Genomic DNA, 21,301 nt, shown 5'->3' with positions numbered 1-21,301 from the left:
CCTAGCCTCCCGTGCTTCCGCCCTTGGAGCTACTGCCGAAGCCGCCCCTGCTGACCGTGCCGCCCTTGGTGCTGTAGCCCTTGGACGATTTCGCCCCCTGCGGCACAGTTTTGGTGAAGCCGGTGTACTGAGAACGGTTCTGCCCGACCGCCGGAACACTGGCGCCGCGCGAGTAGAAGTACCAGGCGTAAATGCCGGAGCTCCGCCCGGCGCTGCTGCTGTTGTCGCACTGGGCGTCGTCCACGCGCTCGCCGGTTTCGTCGTTGAAACAGACCTGGGCGTAGTCGGCCTCCGCCTCGTTGCTGGCCACGATGGCGGTGATGGTGCCTGCCAGCAGGGCAGTGACGCCGAGGCCGACGACGACGGTGCGGCGCTGCGAGCGCTTCTTCCGTGCCGCTGCCTCCCGCTCGCGTTCACGCTCAAAGGGATCGATGACCGGACCCGGTCCTGCCCCCGGTGACGGAAGCGGGCCCGCACCCGGCGTAGCACCCGGCCCTCCGGCCTGGCCCTTCTGCCGCCGTCCGGGCTTCATGCCGGGGTTCCCCGGTTCGGGCGTCCCTCTGCCCGCTGCCGAATCGTTGAGCAGTTCCGGGCGGAGCTCCGGTTTGGGAACCTGCCAGGGCGGCAGCTGCCCCGTCGCCGGATCATGGGGCTGCGGCGTGAAGTCCCCGGGCGCGGTCATCCACCCGGGTTCGGAAGCCCCGGGACCACCGGCTCCTGCCGGCTCGCTATCCGGGCGCTGTTGGCCGGAACGGCTGTCCTTTGGATCCTTCGTTGGATCCTTCGTTGGATCCTTCGAAGGGTCCTGGCTCGGGTCCTGCGGTTCCATGGGTCCCCCTTGGTTGTCCATGCTTAAGCTGTGATCCTCCACGCGCACGTCTGAAGCCGCGCGGCGACGCCGACGCGGCAAGACACTGCTGTGTAAACCTGAAGTTAGCCTAGTGCCTGACAGCAGGTGCTGTTAACGGAAAACGGGGGAGAACTGCCCATGCCAAGATGGAGCCATGGCAGCAGTTGAATCCGCCCGCGGCGGCGCCGCCCGATCCGGCCCCGGACAGTCGGGGACGGCAGGTTCGGGGACGGCACCCCCGGAGCTCCAGGGCATCGGGCGGAGCCGCTTTGTCGTCGGCATGGTGCTTGCGGTGGTCCTGCCGCCCGGAGTGGAAGTACTGGTGACCCTGGCGGGATACCGGAACTTCGCCATCATCATGCTGCTACATCTCGCGGTCGCGGTGGCGGTGGCTGCCATCGGGGGATTCTGGCCCGCCGTCGTGGCAGCGGTCCTGGGCACTACACTCCTCAACTACTTCTCAGCCGATCCCGTGGGCACGCTGTCCATCGCCGATCCCTCCACCCTGTTCACCCTCGTGGTGTTCCTGGCCGTCGCCTGCAGCGTGGCCCTTGCCGTTGGCCTGGCGACCCGCCGGGCGCAGGAAGCCGCCAGGTCCGGGGCTGAAGCCACGGCTTTGAGCGAGCTGTCCCTGCGGATCCTCAGTTCCGACGGCAGCCTGGAGACGTTCCTTGAGAAGGTCCGCAGCAGGTTGGGGGTGGACGCCGTGACCTTGCTGGCCGACAGCTCACCCGGCAGCTCACCCGGCAGCCCGCACGCGGCGGGACCCGCCGCCGGAAGCGGTCCGGGGCGGCCCCGCGGCAACAACACCTCATGGGCAGTGCTCGCCAGTGCCGGGACCAGCGCGCCGGTGACGCACGCGGCTGCCGACCACGCCGTCGTCGTCGATTCCCGCTACACGCTGCTGATCAACGGCGGACCGCCGGCCGGTCATACGTTTTCCGGACAGCACCAGCGCATGCTGGCCGCTTTCGGGGCGTTCCTGGTGGCGATCCTGGAACGGCGCCAACTGGCGGCGAGCATGCAGGACAACCAACGGCTCTCCGAGGGCAACAAGATGCGCACGTCCATCCTGAGGGCGGTCAGCCATGACCTGCGCACCCCGCTGGCCGGGATCAAGCTGGCCGTCAGCAGCCTGCGCCAGGAGGATGTGCAGTTTTCCCCGGAGGACGAACGCGAACTGCTTGCCACCATCGAGGATTCGGCCGACAGGCTGGACCACCTGATCGGCAACCTGCTGGACATGTCCCGGATCACGGCTGACTCGGTCAACCCGCTCCTGCGCGGGCTGGGCTGGGCGGACGTGCTGCCCGATGCGCTCAAGGGGCTGCCTGCGGCGCGGATCCGCGTGGAACTGCCGGCCAACCTGCCCCGCGTGGAGGCCGACGCCGGGATGCTGGAGCGCGTGGTGGCGAACCTGGTGGAGAACGCGCTCAAGTACGCGCCGGACGCCGATGTGGTGCTGACAGCGCGGGCGGGGGAGGGAATCGCACTGGCAGGCAGGCCTGCCAGCGAATTCCGCGTGGTGGACCATGGCGCCGGAGTTGCCCCGGCGGCGGTGCTGGACATGTTTCAGCCGTTCCAGCGGCTCAACGATTCCCAGCGCACCGGAGGCGGCCGCACCGTGGGGATCGGGCTTGGCCTGGCCGTTGCCAACGGCTTCACCGAAGCCATGGGAGGAATCCTTGCGGCAGAGCCGACGCCGGGCGGCGGGCTGACCATGGTGGTCACCCTTCCGCTGTGGGAGGGTCCGCTGCCGTGACCCTGGTCCTGATTATCGAAGACGAGGCACAGCTGGCCCGGGCCATGCAGATCAACCTCCGCGCCCACGGTTACCAGGCAATCACCGCGGGCCTGGGAGCGGACGGGTTGAAACTGGCCGCCCAGCACCCCGTGGACATCGTGGTGCTGGACCTCGGGCTCCCGGACATGGACGGAGTGGACGTGATTCGGGGGATCCGCGGCTGGAGCTCCGTTCCCGTCATCGTGCTTTCCGCCCGCCACGCTTCGGAGGACAAAGTGGAAGCGCTCGACGCCGGGGCGGACGACTACGTGACCAAGCCGTTCGGCCTCGACGAGCTGCTGGCGCGGCTGCGCGCAGCCTCCCGCCGCTCGCCGGCCCAACGTGAGGCTCCCACCGTTGAAACTGCGGACTTCGTGGTGGATTTGGCGGCGCGCAAGGTTGTCCGGGACGGACACGAAATCCGCCTCACGCCCACCGAGTGGAACATCCTCGAACTGCTGGTGCGCAATCCGGGAAAGCTGGTTAGCCAGCAACAGCTGCTCACCCAGGTCTGGGGCCAGGCGTACGCCAAAGAGACCCAGTACCTGCGCGTCTACCTGGCCCAGCTGCGGCGCAAGCTCGAGCAGGACCCGGCCCGGCCGCGCCACCTGCACACGGAAGCGGGCATGGGGTACCGCTTCGATCCCTGACGCCCGCCGCGGAAGTTCTCCGGGAAGTTGCCCGCGGAAGTTGCCCGCGTAAGTTCCCCGGGCAATCCGGTCCGAAGAACTTAGACTGTAGCCATGGAAACCGCATCTGTGCTTGCCGTGTGCCGGGTACACCAGCTTCTGAGCGATGAAGGGAGCGTGGGCGTCACGGCCATCGACAAGCGTGCCGTCGATGGTCCGGTCAAGGTTCACAAACTCGGGCTCCACGGCGACGTCCAGGCGAACCGCATCCACCACGGCGGTGCGGACCAGGCGCTGTACGCCTACTCCCAGGACGACGCCGACTACTGGGCGGGGGAGCTGCAGCGGGAACTGCCGCCGGGAGTATTCGGCGAGAACCTGCGGGTCGCCGGAATAGGAACCACCACTGCGGTGATCGGCGAACGGTGGAAGATCGGCCTGGACGTCGAAGTCGAAGTGACGTCGCCCCGCGTTCCCTGTGCCACGTTCCAGCGCCGCATGGACGAGGCGCGGTGGGTCAAGCGGTTCACCGAGGCGGGCCGGGTGGGCACCTATCTTCGCGTCATCAAGACGGGGACCATCCAGGCCGGCGACCATGTCCACCGGCTGTTCGTTCCCAACCACGGTGTGACCATCGGCAGCTGGTTCAGCGCTCCCACCATCGAGTACATGGACGCGCTGCGGGACGCGGACGCGGACGGCGAGATCCGCCTGCAGCCGGAGTACCACGAGGAATTCGAGAAGATCCAGCGGCGTCTGGGCGTCTAGCGCCACCGGGCCCCGGACGGCCGCAGTGACCCGTGCAGAGGCCGGCAGGTGCTGCCCCGAGGGGCCGTTGTGCCCAACGTCACCCGCCGCTGGTCGCCGGCGGGTTAGTGCAAGGAGGAACCATGCCTTACACTTGAAATATCCCCCACTCCGGAAATCCCTTATTCCTGCCCAATTTTTGAGGCAGGACTGGCAAGTGTTGGGGCCCGCACAAGCGATGCGGGCATTTTCATAGGGAGAGCCGGCTAAAGAAAACGCTGTACAGACTGCTGGGATAGCAGCCAAGAGATGCAGCGGGAAGTCCTGCCACGGGATTGCGAAAGCGCCGGACTTCTACGTGACCGGCCGGTCAATGTCTGCCCGGCGTCCAAACGGCACATGTACTGCGGCTCCGCTCACCTCGGGTTGTGCCGCCTGGCCCCCTATGGATGAGGAAAACTTCCCTATGCCCGAAAATCACAACGACGCCATCAACGAAACGGCTACTGCCGAGACCACCGAGACGGCCGTAGAAACCCCCGAGACCGCCGCTCCCGTAGCCGGTTCCGCCCCCGTTTTCACCGAGGCCCCGGCGCCCGCCGAGGCGCCCGCCGCTGAAGAACGTCCGGCCGCCGAGGCGCCCGCCGCTGAAGCTCCGAAGACCGAAGCCCCCAAGGCCGACCCCACCAGCGGCGAGGCTGACACCGAAGCTGAAGGCATTCGTTTCGCCGACCTCGGCATCGACGGCCGCGTCCTCGCCGCACTGCAGGACGTCGGCTACGAGAAGCCGTCCCCCATTCAGGCAGCAACCATTCCGCTGCTGCTCGAAGGCCGCGACGTCGTGGGCCTGGCCCAGACCGGTACCGGTAAGACTGCAGCATTCGCAGTACCGGCACTGTCCCGCCTGGCCGAGCTCCACGACCTCAACGGCCCGTCCCGCAAGACACAGGCCCTGGTCCTCGCCCCGACCCGCGAGCTGGCGCTCCAGGTTGCCGAGGCCTTCACCTCCTACGCCAAGCACATTGACGACTTCACGGTCCTCCCCGTTTACGGCGGCTCCGCCTACGGCCCCCAGCTCGCCGGCCTGCGCCGCGGTGCCCAGGTTGTCGTCGGTACCCCCGGCCGCGTGATCGACCACATCTCCAAGGGTTCCCTGGACCTGTCCGAGCTCCAGTACCTGGTGCTGGATGAGGCCGACGAAATGCTGCGCATGGGCTTCGCTGAAGACGTGGAGCAGATCTTCCAGCAGACTCCTTCGGACCGCCAGGTTGCGCTGTTCTCGGCCACCATGCCGAGCCAGATCCGCCGGATGTCCAAGCAGTACTTGAACAACCCGGCCGAGATCTCGGTGAAATCCAAGACCACCACCGGTGCGAACACCCGCCAGCGCTACCTGCAGGTCATGGGCCCGCACAAGCTCGACGCGCTGACCCGCATCCTCGAGGTCGAAGAGTTCGACGGCGTCATCGCCTTCGTGCGCACCAAGATGGCCACCGAGGACCTCGCCGACAAGCTGAAGTCCCGCGGCTTCCAGGCTGCCGCCATCAACGGTGACATCCCGCAGCAGCAGCGCGAACGCACTGTGGACGCGCTGAAGGAAGGCCGCATCGACATCCTGGTGGCCACCGACGTCGCGGCCCGCGGCCTTGACGTGGAGCGCATCAGCCATGTGGTCAACTACGACATCCCCCACGACACCGAGTCCTACGTCCACCGCATCGGCCGCACCGGCCGTGCAGGCCGTTCCGGCGACGCGATCCTGTTCATGACGCCGCGGGAGAAGTACCTGCTCCGTTCCATCGAGAAGGCCACCCGCCAGCCGGTGGAGCAGATGCACCTGCCCACGGCCGAGACCGTGAACACGCTGCGCCTGGGCAAGTTTGCCGAGCGCATCACCGAGACCCTCGCGTCCGAAGATGTTGCACCGTTCCGCGACCTCATCTCCTCCTACGAGGAAGAGCACAACGTCCCGGCCTCGGAGATCGCTGCAGCACTGGCCGTTATGGCGCAGGGCGGCCAGCCGCTCCTGGTGAAGGAACTGCCTGCAGCTCCCGAGTTCCAGAAGCGCGAGCGCTCCAAGGACGGCTTTGGCTCACGCGGCCCGACCCGCACCCTGACCGAGGGTAACGCCACCTACCGGATCGCCGTCGGACGCCGCCAGCGCGTCATGCCGGGTTCCATCGTCGGCGCCATTGCCAACGAAGGCGGCATTTCCTCGGCCCAGATCGGCGGCATTGACATCCGATCGGACCACTCCCTCGTGGAGCTTCCGGCGGACCTCAGCCCCGAGCAGCTGCGTGCACTGTCCCGCACCCGGATTGGCGGCGAGCTGATCCACCTCGAGCTGGACAACGGCCGCAAGCCCTCCGGTGGCGCCGGTGAGCGTGGCGGTTACCAGGGCAACCGTGGCGGCGACCGTGGCGGGTACTCCGGCGGCGGAGACCGTGGCGGCAACTTCAAGGGCAACGGCGGGTTCAAGAAGGAATTCCGCAAGAACGACGGCGAGCGGTCCTCCGCTGACCGTGGCGGCCGCTCCTTCAGCGACCGTTCGGAGCGCAGCGTGGGCGCTGACAGCGGCGCCAGCCGCGGCCAGGCCAGCGACTCCCGCTTCGGCGGCCACGGCGACGGTGCACGCAAGCCGCGCCATGGCAACGAAGGCGGACACCGCGACTTCAACCGCAAGGGCAAGTGGTAAGCCCTAGCAGCACCAGGCACTGAAGACGGGCCGGCTTTCGAGCCGGCCCGTTTTCGTTTATCCCGTCCACCCCGCACACGGCCCCGTGTATGCTTCGTCACACGAAGCCTGCAACGTTGCTGCAGGAGCTTCCGTTAGAGCCCTCGGCGGCGTTTCCGGGCCCGGATTTCCGGGGTTTTCGGCCAGTTGGGGCCAGTCCTGCCGCCGATTTGTTGGGAGCGGAATCTTCCGGTAGAGTATTTACTCGTTGCCCCCCTAGCTCAGTGGTAGAGCGCGTTCTTGGTAAGAACGAGGTCACCGGATCGATTCCGGTGGGGGGCTCTGAATGAGAGCCTGTGTCAAGGCGGTTTTTGACCGGCTTGATGCAGGTTTTCTCATTCGTGGCGGTGTAGCTCAGTTGGTTAGAGCGCACGACTCATAATCGTGAGGTCGGGAGATCGAGCCTCCCCACCGCTACCAAAACCGCAGGTCAGAGGCGTATTGCCTCTGACCTGCTTTTGTTTTAAGCACCCGATCCAACGGAAACCCTTCTTACGCGTACCGGTCGGCTGCCGGGACGGCATGGCAGTCAGCACAGGCATAGAGGGCCTGGTGCTCGCAGGTGTTGGCCAGACCGGCGTCCTTAGTGGCGGTGAGACCTTGCGCGGACCGTGGCCGCAGCAAGACCTGCGGCGGCTATCAGGGATCCAACCATGATGGCAACGCCTGAGAGGTATTCAGTGAAAGTCATTTCGGCACACCTTCCATCTAGTAGTGCACCGAAGCTACCGGCCCCGGCGGGGTGATAGCGGAGGATCGCCGTGTCGGTTGCTCACAATTGGGTATCGGCCTATCGGCAACACAACCCAGAGCTACCGCCAGTGGAGCGCCAGCATGACGACAGCAAGTGTGGCCACGGTCAGGACGCTGAGCCCGACATGTGCCAGCCATCGGGGGCGTCGCGGACGGTGCGGGTTAATGTCGACGTATGGCAAGGCCGGGGTCTCCTCGTTGAGTGTGCATGTGGCTGGAGTGAGGGACGGCCCGCTTCAGAGTGGGCACAACGGAAGCGGACCGCCTGCTCAATAGTAAGCGAACTTATGAAACGCGCCATACGGCCCGAAAGACCGGAATGGGTCACTAAGTTGGCAAGCCCCGCCCTCCCGTGCTAGTGACGGTGGGGGCCGCCCGGCTGAGCCGACCCGGCCGTCGAGACCTCCCGCCAGCGAATCGTGAGGGCAGAAGATCGAGCCTCCCCGCCGCTATAGGACAAGCCCTCGAAATCCTTGAGATTCCGGGGCTTCCCTGTTGTCAATCGGTGGCCCCTGACGTATGCAGGTACCGTGACAAGGGCCGCGATCCGCAGTAGCTTGGCAGCAACTGGCGGATGGGGATCTCAGTGGAGCTTTTTGAAGGAATCATGTTTCCGTTCAAGTGGCTGGTTTCCACCATCATGGTGGGCTTCCACGACGGACTGGGAGCTATGGGGATGCCCCCTGCCGGCGGCTGGACCTGGACGTTGTCCATCATCGGGCTGGTGCTGGCCATCCGCGCCGCCCTGATCCCCGTGTTCCTGCAGCAGGTCTACGCCCAGCGCCGAATGCGCCTCCTGCAGCCGGACCTGAAAAGGCTGCAGGACAAGTACAAGGGCAAGGCCGACCAACTGTCCCGCCAGGCCATGGCGCAGGAGCAGATGGCCCTTTACAAGAAGCATGGAACCAACCCGTTCTCAGCCTGCTTACCCCTGCTGATCCAGGCCCCGTTCTTCCTGGCCCTCTTCCAAGTGCTCTCCGGCATCTCCTCTGCGGCCGGGCGCGGCGAGGGGATCGGGACCATGAGCCACGAGCAGGTGGTGCAGTTCGATCAGTCCAGCATCTTCGGAGCCCCGCTGTCCGCGTCGTTGCTGCACGGCGGCGGCGATGCCCTTGCGGTGACGCTGCTGGCCATCGTGATGATCCTGGCCATGACGGCTGCGCAGTTCCTGACGCAGAAGCTGGTCATGGCCAGGAACACGTCCGAAGAGGCCGCGGCCGGTCCGGCGATGATCCAGCAGAAGATGATTCTCTACATCCTGCCGGTCATCTTCGGGGCCGGCGGCATCGTGTTTCCCATCGGCGTCCTGATCTACTGGACCGTTTCCAACCTGTGGACGCTGGCGCAGCAATTCGTGGTGAGGGGCCGGGCATCCGGCCCCGGCAGGGTGCCCTGAGCATTGCCGGGGCGGGCAGCGCCGAAAATTCTCTGCGATGTGAGTAACGCCTGGCGTTGGGCCGGAAACAATACAGATAGAACGCGGCTCAGGACTACTCATCAGGGGGATATTGTGCTTTCCGAGCGTGAACTGGCGTTTATAGCCCTACACAAGGACAACTATCCAGCGGTCTTCCGGTATGTGCGCCGGAGGGTGGAATCCCCGGAGGTGGCGGAGGAAATCGCCGCCGATGTCTTCCGGGTCGTGTGGCAGAAGTGGGGCGACCAGCCGAGGGCTGATATCGCCTGGCTGGTCACCGTAGCGCGGAACATGATCGGCAATGCGTACCGGAGCCGTGACCGCCAACGCGCGCTGCAGGAGAAGCTGCGGGCCACGGCGGTCCTCAGTTTCGGAGACGGATCCGAATACCTGGCCGTGCATGATGCCATGGCCGGTCTGCGGGAGAAAGACCGGGACATCCTCCAGCTCGCCTACTGGGACGGGCTTGGCACGCCGGAAATCGCTGATGTGCTCCAGTGCAGCGAGTCCGCCGCCAAGGTTCGGCTGCACCGGGCCCGGGCTGCGTTCCGGAAGCAGATGCCAGCTGGAGTAGAAACGATCACACAGAGGATGGGTGCCTGAAATGGATCCAATCAAGACCATGATTTCCGCGACGGATCCCGTGCGCCACGATCCGTCCACACCCGACGGCGAAGCGGCCCTTCGCCGGATGCTGGCCGAACCGGCCGCGTTCAGCGACCGGCTCCCGGCCGGTGCAACCTCGCTCGAGGACCGAAGGCTGCGGCGCGCCCGGCTCGCCGGCGTGATCACCTTGGCGGCCGCAGCTGTCGCCGCGGGAGTCCTGGCGGCCACCAATCTTGGTCCGGTGACGCCCGCGCCAGGGCCGGCCGCCACGGTCACCGGATCGGTAACGCCGACGCCGGCTGCAACAGAGCCGGCTGCAACAGCGCCGGCCGCGACGGCGCCGCCGCAGGCCGCCTCGGTGCGGACCTTCGTCTTCCCGGACGGACATCTCTCCTTCGCATACCCCGAAGGGTGGAGCGTCCGGACGGAACAGGGCCCGTACCTGTCTGAAGAGACAAAGGCCGGCTCCGTCGTCGCGGTGGTGGCTGACGACTCCGGCTCCGAGGTGGCGCGGGTCCTCAGCGGGATGTACGGCGACGGGGCGGCGGGCAGCGTCAAGCGCACGGTCCTTGACCACACGCCCGTGCCGGGGATTGCCGACGTTTCAGGAAACCCTGCCGAGTTCGGCTTCGCCGCAGACCAGATCCTCCCCGTCTCCTATCCCGGAATGCCGGCCCCCACCGAGCCGGCCGACGGCACCGCCCTCTACTACTTCATGGATGTCAGGCTGGCCCAGGAGTTCCTGCCGACGCAGGACACTTCGGGGACCAACCAGATTCGCCTGCCGAACGGGGTGATGTCGGCCTACGCCGTGTTCGACTTCGAAAAGCAGCCGGCCTTCGCCACACCCGATGCAGCGAGGGACTGGATGGCAGGCGAACGGTACGCGCAGTTGAAGGCTCTCCTCCTCAGCCTGCGCTACTCGTAGCCTGGTCCGGCCTCCATGGACAAGGTCCTCCCGCCCGAGCAGGGTGGGAGGACCTAGTTTTCGGTTAAGCCAAGCGCGAGCGCGGGTGCGGCCACGCCACCCGTGGGACAGAATGGGTCAATGACGCGCATCGCAATCATCGGTGGCCACGGCAAAGTGGCTTTGGAACTGGCCAGAATCCTCGCGGCGGACGGTGAGGACGTCACGTCCTTCTTCCGCAACCCGGACCACACGGACGACGTCGCGGCGACCGGCGCTACGCCGTCGGTCCTGGACGTTGAAAATACGACGACGGCGGAACTCGCCGGCGCCCTCAGCGGCCACGACGCCGTGGTGTGGTCCGCGGGTGCCGGCGGCGGCAGCCCCGAACGCACCTATGCCGTGGACCGGGACGCAGCCATCCGTTCGATGGACGCGGCGGCTGAGGCCGGCGTCGGGCGCTACGTCATGGTCTCCTACTTCGGTGCAGGCCCGGACCACGGAGTCCCGGCGGACAACAGCTTCCACGCGTACGCCGAGGCGAAGGCCGCCGCGGACCAGTACCTCCGCGGCACGGACCTGGCCTGGACCATCCTGGGCCCGGGAACCCTGACGGACGGCCCCGGCAACGGCCTCATCGACGTCAATCCGGCGGACACCTCCGCGGGCACGGCCACCTCACGGGCCAACGTGGCACTCGTGACGGCCGCCGTCCTGGGCCTGCCGGAAACCGCCGGACGCACCATCGAGTTCCGGGACGGCACGCTCCCGGTCGCGGCAGCGCTGCAGCCCGCCCGCTAGGCGGGCCGGCCCCCGGACCGCACCCGATACTGTGGGGGAGGCGCCCGCGCATGACCGCGGCGCCTCCGCTTCGGGGAAAGTGAGCCTATGGACCAGCTGGCACTTATTATCGGACTCCTGCTTGCCACGGTGGTGGCGGTGGGTCTGGGGGATAGGCTCCGGCTTCCCTATCCCGTGCTCATGCTGATCCTGGCGGCATCGCTGACGTTTATTCCCGGCTTCCCGGAGATGGAGATCTCCCCCGAGCTGATCCTGCCCATCTTCCTGCCGCCGCTGCTGTTCGCGACGGCCCAGCGCAGTTCCTGGGCCGTGTTCCGGGTCCGCTGGCGCACGCTGGTCATGCTCGCCGTGGCCCTGGTGGTGGTATCCACAGCAGCAGTCGCCGGGGCGGCCTGGCTCATGGTTCCCGGCATCGGGATCCCCGCCGCGATCGCCCTGGGCGCCATGGTGGCTCCGCCGGACCCCGTAGCCGTGGAGTCCGTGGCCGGCCGGGTGCATATGCCGCGGCGGCTCATCACCGTCCTGCAAAGCGAGGGCCTCTTCAATGATGCCGCCGCCATTGTGATCTTCCAGGCTGCCGTGGCGGCGGCGGTATCCGGCAGCAGGATAGGGCCCGACGTCGTCCTCAAGTTCCTCGTGGGGGCTGCGGTTGCCGTGCTGGTGGGCGTCGCCATGGGCTGGGTCACGGCGCTGATCACCCGGTTGGTGACCTCCATGGTGGCGCGCAGCGCGGTCACCCTGGTTGTGCCGTTTGCCGCCTACATCCTCGCCGAAGAGGTGCACGCCTCAGGCGTGATCGCCGTCGTCGTTACCGCCCTGGAGATGCAGCGCCACTCGCGTCCGCAGGACGCCGCCGAACGGGTCACCCGGACGGCCTTCTGGGACGTGGTGGAACTTCTGGTGACCGGGCTGGCCTTCGGGCTGGTGGGCCTGGAAATCCGCCAGGTCGTCCACGATGAAGGCACTGAGATCTACGGGATGATCGGCAGCGCGGCGGTGGTGTGCGTCATCGTGTTCGCGGTCAGGTTCCTGTGGCTCGGCCTCCTGGCGGCCTCGGCACGCAAGAACAGCAACCTGCTGCAGCCCACCTCGGCCAAGGAGGTCCTGATCCTGACCTGGTGCGGCATGCGCGGCCTGGCCACCCTGGCGCTCGCGCTGGCACTGCCCCTGACGCTGGATGACGGCACGCCGTTCCCGGCGCGGGACCACCTGCTGGTCATCGCCTGCGCAGTGCTGCTGGCAACGCTGGTGCTGCCCGGGCTGACGCTGCCCTGGCTGATGAAGGTGCTGAAAGCCACCGGCGACGGTTCGGAGGAGCGGGACGCCGCCCGGGTGCTGGCCAAGCGGGCGCAGCAGGCCGCCGTCGCTGCCCTGAAGGACAACGACCTCGTGAAGGAGCTCCCGCCGGAGAAGGTGGCGCTGGTCAAGGAGAAAATGACGCGGCTGCACGCGGAACTCCTGGACGGAAGCCTCCGGAACGAATCCCTGGGGGAGAAGCGGCAGCGCGGCCGCGAACTCGCCATTGCCGTGCAGACCATTGCGCTCGACGCCGCCCGCCAGGAAGTGGTGGCGGCACGCAATGAACCGGACATGGACCCGGAAGTGGCGGACCGCGTGCTGCGCCAGCTGGACCTCCGCACCATGATCATGCCGGAGTAGGTCCCGGGGCACCCTAGGCAGTGGCCGCGAGCTCCAGGTCAAGGGTGTTCTTCTCCACGTAGTCCAGGGCGCACCGCACCGCGCCCACGGTCACGATTGAGTCGCCCAGGGGGGAAGCCGCCACGGTCGGAGGAGTGGCGGTGAACCCGGGAAGCCGTGCCGCGATGGGCTCCAGCAGCACGCCCGCCGAGTTGGCCACGGCGCCTCCGATGACCACCAGCTCAGGGTTGACGATGGTGGCCACGGCCCCGATGACCCTGGCCATACGGTCGGCCAGCCGTTCCAGAATCTTCAAGGCAACAGCGTCCCCGGCGGCGGCAGCGGCGAAAACGTGTTCCGCCTCGACGGTGCCGGCCGTGTGCTCCCGGAGCGAGGTTTTGGCCTTCCCGGCCAGCGCCTCCGCGGCCCAGGTACGGGCCAGGTAAGCGATACCGAAGGTGTCCCCCACACCCTCCACCATGTCAAGGAACGCCAGCTCGCCGGCGCCGCCGCCCCGGCCGTGCAGCAGCCGCCCGCCGTCGATCACTCCCGAGCCGAGGCGTTCACTGGCGAGAATGACCACGACGTCGTCCACACCGGCCGCCGCACCGCGCCAGCGCTCACCCAGGGCGGCGAGGTTGGCATCGTTTTCCAGCAGCACCGTCCACCCGCGAAGGTCCCGCAGCGCCGCCTTCAGGCCGACGTCGAACAGTCCCCAGAAGTGCTGGGTCACCAGCACCTCGCCGTTGCGGTCCACCGGGGCCGCGATTCCCGCGCAGACGGCGAGCACCGCGTCAGGGGAGGCTCCCACGCTGTGCAGGGCCATCATGGCGGTCCGGTCAACCACGGCGACGCGTTCTTCCGCCGTGATCTCGGCGCCGGCGAACGGCTGGCTGGACCGGCCCAGGGCCTTGCCGCGGAGATCGGCCACCACCACGGTGGCCTTGGAGATACCCACGTCCATGCCCAGGACGTATCCGGCGCGCTCGTCGAGCTCGAACCGGCGCGCCGGCCTGCCCTTCTGGTAGCCGCCAAAGGCCCGCTGGTTTTCCAGTTCCCGGATCCAGCCGCGCTCCATGAGGTCCTCGCAGACGGAAATTGCCGTTGCCCGGGTCAGCCCGGTGGCTTCCATGACTTCCGTGACCGTCACCGCCTGGGAAGCGCGCATGAAGTCGAGCACTGCCCCGGCGCTCACCCGGCGCAGCAGCTGGGGCGTTGCAGCAGTCATTTCCGACATGGTGTTGACCTCTCTGTGCTTTGCACCACATAATACTTGAGGAACTAAATTTAGATTCCAAATAAACATTGATTGTATCTACACGCAGAGCATGGCGGGCAGGACGGCCGCCGAACGCCGGCTCTTCTCCCAGCCCTTCACCCGCCTTTTGCAAAGGAGCAACTGTGAACCGCATCCTGAAGCACTGCCCGCCCGCACCGCATGCACAGCCCCGTCATCTCCGCACGTCAGCCCCTGCCCAGTGAGCGCGGTACTACCCGCGTCGCCGCTCAGCCGGCGTGCGCTGCTCCGGGCTGCAGGCCTGGCCGGCGCCGCATTCATGGTTCCCCTCTCCGGCTGCGGCGCCACGCCCGCGGCGCAGAACGGGGTCACCACGCTCCGGTTCATGCAGAACAAGCCCGAAGTGGTGGACTACTTCAACCAGGTGATCAAGGACTTTGAGGCGCTGAACCCGGACATCCGGGTGATCCAGGACTTCAACGAGGGCAACTTTGTTCCCGGCCTCGTCCGCAATGATCCGCCGGACGTGGTGACCCGCGGTTTCGCGCAGGCCACCGCCGACTTCGTCATGAAGGGCATCTTCGCCGACCTCTCGGACATGCCCGTAGCAACCACCATCGACCCTAAGATGCAGGAGCTGATCAATTCCTGGGGCCAGTACAAGGGCACCGAGATCAGTGCCCTGCCGTTCTCGCTTGCGGCAGCCGGCGTCATCTACAACCGCGACATCTTTGAGGCCCGGGGCGTCGCCGTCCCCACCACCTGGGACGGTTTCGTTGCGGCCTGCGAGAAGTTCAAGGCGGCCGGCATCGCTCCGATCTACGGAACGTACAAGGACCCCTGGACCCTCGCCCAGGGCATGTTCGATTACGCGTCCGGCGGCACGCTGGACATTGCGGAATTCTTCACGAAGCTCAAGGCCAAGGGTGCCGGCATCACCAGCGACGCCGCCGAATCGTTTGCCAACAACTTCGGCCCGGCCCTGCCCAAGATGCTCCAGCTCGCCTCGTTCTCGCAGAACGGAGCGGCCAGCAAGAACTACGCGGACGGCAATGCCGCATTCGCCAAGGGGCAGGCGGCCATGTACCTGCAGGGCCCGTGGGCGCTATCACAGCTCGTGGCAGCCAACAAGAACATCAGGCTGGGAACGTTCCCGCTGCCGGTGACGAACAACCCGGCGGAGACCAAGGCCCGCGTGAACGTGGACATGGCGCTCTCCATCACCCGCAATACGCCCAACATGGCTGCGGCGCGGCGGTTCGTTAACTACCTGCTGGAACCGTCCGTGGTGAACACGTACAACGAGAAGAACGCTGCGTTCTCGCCGCTCAAGGACGCTCCCGCCGTCAGCAATCCGCAGATTACCGGGCTGAACGCAGCAGTCGAAGAGGCCCGCTACTTCCAGGGTGCCGTTACCTACTTCCCGCCGTCGGTCCCCGTGAACAACTACATCCAGTCCTTCGTGTACAGCAAGAACGGCGAACAGTTCCTTTCCGCGCTCGACGACGAATGGCGACGAGTCGCCGAGCGTACCGCGGTCTGACCCCCACCCCGAATGCAGGAGCCTCAATGACTACAACATCCAGGGTGACCCGGACAGCCCGTCCCGCAGCACCCCAGAACCCGACGTCCGCCCCCGCCGGCACGATCCGGACCAGGAGCAGGATCGACCCCACGTATTACTGGATGGTGGTGCCCGTCCTGGCATTGTTCGCCTTTTTCATCACCCTGCCGGCACTCGTGGGCGTCTTCTTCAGCCTCACCAACTACGCCGGCTACGGTGACTGGAAGTTCATCGGACTGATGAACTACGTCAACATCTTCAAAGACCCGGCAATTCTCCAGTCCTACATCTTCACGTTCGTGTTCGCCCTCACCACCACGGTGGTGGTCAATGTCGTGGCGCTCGCCATCGCCCTGGGCCTCAACGCGAAGATCAAATGGCGCACCGGCATCCGCACCGTGTTCTTCATTCCCATGGTGCTCTCCGCCCTGATCGTCTCGTTCGTGTTCAACTACCTGTTCTCCAACACGCTTCCGGTGCTGGCTGAACGGTTCGGCGTCACTCCGCTGGCCACGAGCATCCTTGCCAACGAAAACCTTGCCTGGCTCGCCATCGTGCTCGTCACGGTATGGCAGGCGGCGCCCGGCGCCACCATCATCTACCTGGCAGGCCTCCAGAGCGTGCCGTCCGAGGTCTACGAAGCCGCGGACCTCGATGGTGCGGGCAGTCTCCGGCAGTTCGTCAGCCTGACGCTGCCGTTGATCATGGGGTACCTCGTGATCAACATCATCCTCGGATTCAAAGGCTTCCTGGGTACCTACGAGATCATCGTGGGCCTCACCGGCGGCGGGCCCGGCATGGCAACGCAGTCCGTGGCCATGCGCATCTTTTCCGGCTTCACGGGCGGCGACTACTCCTACCAGATGGCCAACGCCGTCATTTACTTCCTGATCACCTTGCTGATCTCCGTCATCCAGCTGCGCCTTATCCAGCGCCGGGGGGTTTCACTCTAATGACCGCATCCACACTTGCCGCGCCGAAGACGTCCGGACCCAAGCCACGGGCCGCCACGACCCGCCGGTCCAACAGCGAAGGCTTCAAGATCAACTGGTGGCTCACCGCACTGATGCTGGCCGCGTCGTTGACCGTCCTGCTGCCGCTCTACTTCACGGTGGCCATGGCACTGAAGTCCCCGGACCAGATCGGCACCGGCACGGGCCTCGCGTGGCCAAACCCGATGAACTGGGAGAACTTTGCCGCCGCCTATGTGGCCACCAACTTTCCCAGGGCCTTCATGTCCACGGCGTTTGTTACCGTGTTGAGCGTCCTCGGCTCGCTGGCCAGCAGCTCCCTGGTGGCCTATGCCATTGCACGGAACTGGAACCACCGGTTCTTCCGGGGCTCGTTCGTCTACCTGCTCTCGGCTATGTTCATCCCGTTCCCGGTGATCATCCTGCCCCTGATCAAGCAGACGGCACTGCTCGGCCTGGACAATCCCGCCGGCGTCGTGTTCCTGCACGTCCTCGGCGGCATCTCCTTCAACACCCTGCTTTACATCGCCTTCGTCCGCTCCATCCCGGTGGAGCTCGAGGAATCGGCCCGCATGGACGGCGCCACCACGTGGCAGGTGTTCCGGAAGATCATCTTCCCGCTGCTGGCCCCCATGAACGCCACCGTCGGGATCTTCGCTTTCCTCGGTTCCTGGAACGATTTCCTCCTGCCACAAATGATGATTGCGGATCCCGCCCTGCAGACCCTGCCCGTCGTGCAGATGCTGTTCCAGGGGGAATTCAACACCAACTACAGCCTCGCTTTCGCGTCCTACCTCATGGCCATGGCACCCACGCTGGTGGTTTACATCCTGGCGCAACGTTGGGTACTGTCCGGAGTCATGCGCGGCGCAGTGAAATAGGACGCAGTGAAGCAGGGCGCAGTTCCCGGCCCATCCATTTTTCCCGACACAACAACAACTAACCCAAGAAAAGGAATCTCCTTTGTCCACCACCGCCACTCTGGCAACCCTGTCCGACTCAAACCTCGCAGCCGATCCCAACTGGTGGCGCCAGGCCTCCGTGTACCAGATCTATCCGCGCAGCTTCTCGGATTCGAACGGTGACGGCCTGGGTGACATCAAAGGCATCACCGCCAAAGTGCCCTACCTGAAGGAACTGGGGATCGACGCCGTGTGGCTCAGCCCGTTCTACCCCTCCGCGCTCGCGGACGGCGGTTACGACGTCGACGACTACCGCAACGTTGACCCCAAGCTGGGCACCCTGGAGGACTTCGCCGAAATGTCCGCCGCGCTGCACGAAGCCGGCATCAAGCTCATCGCGGACATCGTCCCCAACCACTCCTCGAACCGGCACGAATGGTTCAAGGAAGCACTCGCCGCACCGCGGGGCTCCGCCGCCCGCGAACGCTACATCTTCCGTGACGGCCTGGGCGAGAACGGCGAGCTGCCGCCGTCGGACTGGGACTCCGTCTTCGGCGGTCCCGCCTGGGAGCGCATCACCGAACCGGACGGCACGCCGGGCCAGTGGTACATGCACATCTTCGCCAAGGAGCAGCCGGACCTGAACTGGTCCAACCGCGAAATCCGCGACGACTTCCTGAAGACCCTGCGCTTCTGGTCCGACCGCGGCGTGGACGGCTTCCGCGTGGACGTGGCACACGCCCTCACCAAGGACCTCACCGAGCCCCTTCTCTCCAAGGTCGAACTCAGCGAGGCAAACACCGGCACTGACGGTTTCGCCGACGGCTCGCACCCGTTCTGGGACCGCGACGAAGTCCACGAGATCTACGCCGAATGGCGTGAGGTGTTCAACGAGTACAACCCGCCGCGCACCGCCGTCGCCGAAGCCTGGGTGCACGCCACCCGGCGCGCCCGCTACGCCAGCCCGCAGGGCCTGGGCCAGGCGTTCAACTTCGACCTCCTGCAGGCCGATTTTGATGCCGAGGAGTTCCAGGAAATCATCACCCGGAACCTCGCCGAGGCAACGGCTACCGGCGCATCCTCGACGTGGGTCTTCTCCAACCACGACGTCGTCCGGCACGCCACCCGCTACGGCCTCCCGATGGGCGGCGGAGTCCACGCCAAGGGCCAGGACGGCAAGGGCTGGCTGCTGGCCGGTGCGCCGGCTGAGGAACTGGATGTCGAGCTCGGCCTGCGCCGCGCCCGTGCGGCCAGCCTGCTGATGCTTGCCCTCCCGGGCTCGGCCTACCTGTACCAGGGCGAGGAACTCGGCCTGCAGGAAGTGGCCGAGATCCCGGACTCGGAGCGCCAGGACCCGTCCTTCTTCCGCAACAAGGGCGTGGAGATCGGCCGTGACGGCTGCCGCGTGCCGCTGCCGTGGTCCACGGATGGAACGTCCTTCGGCTTCGGCGCCGGCGATGCCCACCTGCCCCAGCCGGCATGGTTCGCCCGCTACGCAGTGGACGCCCAGGACGGCGTGGAGGGCTCCACCCTGGAGCTGTACCGCAAGGCGCTGAAACTGCGTCGCGAGCTGCAGACGGCCGAAGAGCTGGAATGGGTGGAGACCGGCAACCCCGAGGTCCTGCACTTCAGCCGCCACGGCGGCTGGCAGTCGGTGACCAACTTCGGTGCGGAGCCGGTGGAACTCCCGGCAGGCGAGGTCCTGCTCAGCAGCGCCCCGCTGGACGGAAAGCTGCTGCCCGGCAACACCACTGTCTGGCTGCGGTGAGCGCTCCTTTGAAAGGAAAGGCCGGCCGGGTGCAGGGGGAAACCCCGGCGCCCGGCCAGCCCGGCCAGCCCGGCCTGCCCGGTCAGTCCGGCCAGGAGCTCATCTATGGCTGCATGGGCCTTGGCGGCAGCTGGTCCGCCGAGCCGTACGCGACCGGGCACGTAGAGCAGGCAGCCGCTGCGATTGACGCCGCCCTGGACTCAGGCATCACGTTGTTCGACCACGCGGACATCTACCGCAGCGGCAAGTCCGAGGCCGTCTTCGGTGAAGTCCTCGCAATCACGCCGGGGCTGCGGGAACGGCTCCGGCTCCAGACCAAGTGCGGGATCCGGCTCAACGAGCAGGGACTGGAAACCCACTACGACCTGAGCCGCGACGGCATCCTCGAGAGGGTTAATGGCAGCCTGAAACGGCTGAAGACGGACTACGTGGATGTCCTCCTGCTGCACCGCCCCGACCCGCTGGCGGACCCCGCCGAGGTGGCGTCCGCCGTCGGGCAGCTGATGCAGGAAGGCAAAGTGCGGCAGGTGGGCGTGTCCAACATGTCCGCACCGCAGATCGAGATGCTGCAGGACCACCTGGAAACACCGGTGGTGGCCAACCAGCTGGAGATGAGCCTGCTGAAACGGGCCTGGCTGGAAAGCACAGTGCTGGTGAACCACGCGGAGGGGCTGGATTACAGCTTCCCGCACGGCACCGTGGAGTACTGCAGCCGGCAGGGGATCACCCTGCAGGCATACGGGGCGCTGGCCCGGGGACACTACAGCGGAGCTCCGCCGGAAAGCCCGACGCCGGCCGAGGCCGCCACTGCGGCGCTTGTTGCCGACATGGCGAAGGCCAAGGGAACCACGCGTGAGGCCATCCTCCTCGGCTGGCTCATGCGGCACCCGGCCGGGATCGCACCGGTGATCGGAACCGCCAACCCGGACCGCATCCGTGCGTGCGCCGGAGCGGCCCGGGTTGCCGCGGCCATGACCCGCGCCGAGTGGTACCGGCTCTGGGTGACGGCCCGGGGGAGCAACATCCCCTAAGTGCCCGCTGGGGGACTAGAGCGGCGCCACCACCGAGTAGGTGGAGGAGTCGCCCTGCAGGGCCTGGCTCGGCTTGCCGTCGATGCCCACGGGGATGTCGCCGGCAATGGTCACGCGGTTGAGCTTGCGCGGCTGGCCGTCATAGTTGTCCGGGGCGTAGTGCTGGGTGATGCGGTTGTCGAAGAGCACCAGCTGGTTCGGCTCCCAGCTCACCCGCACCACGTTCTCCGGACGCGTGACGTAGGCCTGCAGCAGCCGGATGATGTCCTTCGACTCGGTGTTGGACAGCCCCACGATCCGCAGCCGCTGCGCGAAGCCCCCAATGAACAACCCGCGCTCGCCGGTCAGCGGGTGGACCCGGACCACCGGGTGGGCCGTCTCGAACTTCAGCCGGGTGAACTCCTTGCGGCGCTCCTCCGCGTTTTCGTGCTCCAGGTTTTTCGGCACCGAGTAGTCGTAGTCGTTCGTGTGAATGGCCCAGAGGGTGTCCGCGAAGTTCCGCAGCTCCTCGGGCAGGTCGCGGTAGGCGCCGGCCGAGGACGCGATCAGCGTTTCGCCGCCGTACGCGGGGAGGTCGATGCTGCGCAGGGTGGAGGCCTGCGGCGGGTTGACCACGAACGTGACATCCGTGTGCCAGTTGTTGGCGGAGCCGTTCTCGCTGTCCACCGGCAGGACGTTCTCCTCGCCGTCCACGGAGGCCACGGTGGGGTGCGCCTTCGTGAGCGGACCAAAGTGGCTGGCGAACTTCACCTGTGCCTCGTCCGTGAGGATGTTGGCCTCGCGGAATACCAGCGCCTTGTGCTCGTTGAGTGCGGCCCGGATCTGCGCGACGGTCCCGGCAGAGAGGTCCCCGCTCAAGTCCAGGCCGCGGATTTCAGCCCCGATGCGGGAACCCAGTTTGGCGAATTCGAGCTTGGTTTCGGTGATGGTGGTCATTGCTTTTTCCTTACTGGTTGATCGCGC

At 66.5% G+C, this 21,301-nt stretch carries 16 protein-coding genes, 2 tRNA genes and 1 pseudogene; 16 read left to right on the top strand and 3 right to left on the bottom strand.

Annotated elements, in window-relative coordinates; genetic code table 11:
* Window position 1: 1 nt before the first annotated feature.
* Window positions 2-829, bottom strand: a complete 828-nt coding sequence (locus ACSQ12_RS15835) for a Tat pathway signal protein (RefSeq protein ID WP_436066005.1) — start codon at window positions 827-829, stop codon at window positions 2-4.
* 175 nt (window positions 830-1,004) lie between these two features.
* Between ACSQ12_RS15835 and ACSQ12_RS15830 the strand changes: the two genes are divergently transcribed.
* From ACSQ12_RS15830 to ACSQ12_RS15780, 11 genes and pseudogenes are all read left to right on the top strand, one after another.
* Complete coding sequence (locus tag ACSQ12_RS15830) at window positions 1,005-2,612, top strand: sensor histidine kinase (RefSeq protein ID WP_436066004.1); 1,608 nt, start codon at window positions 1,005-1,007, stop codon at window positions 2,610-2,612.
* The gene (locus tag ACSQ12_RS15825; protein WP_209748221.1) at window positions 2,609-3,283 is read left to right on the top strand and encodes a response regulator; all 675 of its coding nucleotides are present in this window, start codon (window positions 2,609-2,611) and stop codon (window positions 3,281-3,283) included. The genes ACSQ12_RS15830 and ACSQ12_RS15825 overlap by 4 nt, the downstream gene beginning before the upstream one ends.
* 93 nt (window positions 3,284-3,376) lie before the next feature.
* A complete protein-coding gene (locus ACSQ12_RS15820; RefSeq protein WP_209743001.1) occupies window positions 3,377-4,030 on the top strand; it encodes an MOSC domain-containing protein in 654 nt (217 codons plus the stop codon).
* 445 nt (window positions 4,031-4,475) lie between these two features.
* Window positions 4,476-6,704, top strand: coding sequence for a DEAD/DEAH box helicase (locus ACSQ12_RS15815; RefSeq protein ID WP_209743003.1), 2,229 nt, complete (start codon window positions 4,476-4,478; stop codon window positions 6,702-6,704).
* A gap of 249 nt (window positions 6,705-6,953) precedes the next feature.
* Window positions 6,954-7,025 (top strand) — tRNA-Thr (locus ACSQ12_RS15810).
* A 61-nt stretch (window positions 7,026-7,086) separates the two neighbouring features.
* Window positions 7,087-7,163: transfer RNA gene (locus ACSQ12_RS15805), tRNA-Met, on the top strand.
* Window positions 7,164-8,082: 919 nt separating this feature from the next.
* Window positions 8,083-8,880, top strand: a pseudogene (gene yidC, locus ACSQ12_RS15800) (membrane protein insertase YidC); the annotation flags it as partial.
* Window positions 8,881-9,006: 126 nt separating this feature from the next.
* Complete coding sequence (locus tag ACSQ12_RS15795; RefSeq protein WP_436066003.1) at window positions 9,007-9,516, top strand: RNA polymerase sigma factor; 510 nt, start codon at window positions 9,007-9,009, stop codon at window positions 9,514-9,516.
* Between the two features lies 1 nt (window position 9,517).
* Window positions 9,518-10,447, top strand: coding sequence for a hypothetical protein (locus ACSQ12_RS15790; RefSeq protein ID WP_436066002.1), 930 nt, complete (start codon window positions 9,518-9,520; stop codon window positions 10,445-10,447).
* Between the two features lie 120 nt (window positions 10,448-10,567).
* On the top strand, window positions 10,568-11,227 hold the full coding sequence (locus tag ACSQ12_RS15785; protein WP_209743009.1) for an SDR family oxidoreductase: 660 nt from the start codon (window positions 10,568-10,570) through the stop codon (window positions 11,225-11,227).
* 87 nt (window positions 11,228-11,314) lie between these two features.
* Window positions 11,315-12,886: a Na+/H+ antiporter gene (locus tag ACSQ12_RS15780; RefSeq protein ID WP_436066001.1), complete on the top strand. Its 1,572-nt coding sequence runs from the start codon at window positions 11,315-11,317 to the stop codon at window positions 12,884-12,886.
* Between the two features lie 13 nt (window positions 12,887-12,899).
* Here the strand turns inward: ACSQ12_RS15780 and ACSQ12_RS15775 are convergent, their stop codons facing one another.
* Complete coding sequence (locus ACSQ12_RS15775) at window positions 12,900-14,102, bottom strand: ROK family transcriptional regulator (protein ID WP_436066000.1); 1,203 nt, start codon at window positions 14,100-14,102, stop codon at window positions 12,900-12,902.
* Window positions 14,103-14,343: 241 nt separating this feature from the next.
* Between ACSQ12_RS15775 and ACSQ12_RS15770 the strand changes: the two genes are divergently transcribed.
* The 5 genes from ACSQ12_RS15770 to ACSQ12_RS15750 all read left to right on the top strand — a co-directional run bounded on the left by ACSQ12_RS15770 (window position 14,344) and on the right by ACSQ12_RS15750 (window position 20,338).
* Entirely contained in the window at window positions 14,344-15,645 is a 1,302-nt protein-coding gene (locus ACSQ12_RS15770) for an ABC transporter substrate-binding protein (RefSeq protein WP_436065999.1), read from the top strand.
* 26 nt (window positions 15,646-15,671) lie between these two features.
* Window positions 15,672-16,619, top strand: coding sequence for a carbohydrate ABC transporter permease (locus ACSQ12_RS15765; protein WP_209743017.1), 948 nt, complete (start codon window positions 15,672-15,674; stop codon window positions 16,617-16,619).
* Window positions 16,619-17,518 (top strand): carbohydrate ABC transporter permease, encoded by a 900-nt coding sequence (locus ACSQ12_RS15760; protein ID WP_436065998.1) that lies wholly within the window; start codon window positions 16,619-16,621, stop codon window positions 17,516-17,518. Before ACSQ12_RS15765 ends, ACSQ12_RS15760 begins: the two co-directional genes overlap by 1 nt.
* Before the next feature lie 82 nt (window positions 17,519-17,600).
* Window positions 17,601-19,307 carry a glycoside hydrolase family 13 protein gene (locus ACSQ12_RS15755; protein WP_011692869.1) on the top strand — a complete coding sequence of 569 codons (1,707 nt, stop codon included), beginning with the start codon at window positions 17,601-17,603 and terminating at the stop codon, window positions 19,305-19,307.
* Window positions 19,308-19,381: 74 nt separating this feature from the next.
* Entirely contained in the window at window positions 19,382-20,338 is a 957-nt protein-coding gene (locus tag ACSQ12_RS15750; protein ID WP_436067013.1) for an aldo/keto reductase, read from the top strand.
* Window positions 20,339-20,353: 15 nt separating this feature from the next.
* Here ACSQ12_RS15750 and ACSQ12_RS15745 read toward each other — a convergent pair whose 3' ends face one another.
* Window positions 20,354-21,274 (bottom strand): TauD/TfdA dioxygenase family protein, encoded by a 921-nt coding sequence (locus tag ACSQ12_RS15745; protein ID WP_436065997.1) that lies wholly within the window; start codon window positions 21,272-21,274, stop codon window positions 20,354-20,356.
* Window positions 21,275-21,301 lie beyond the last annotated feature (27 nt).

The organism is Arthrobacter sp. LjRoot14 (assembly GCF_964253905.1).
Taxonomy (GTDB): Bacteria; Actinomycetota; Actinomycetes; order Actinomycetales; family Micrococcaceae; genus Arthrobacter.
This window is presented reverse-complemented; position numbering and strand designations above follow the sequence as displayed.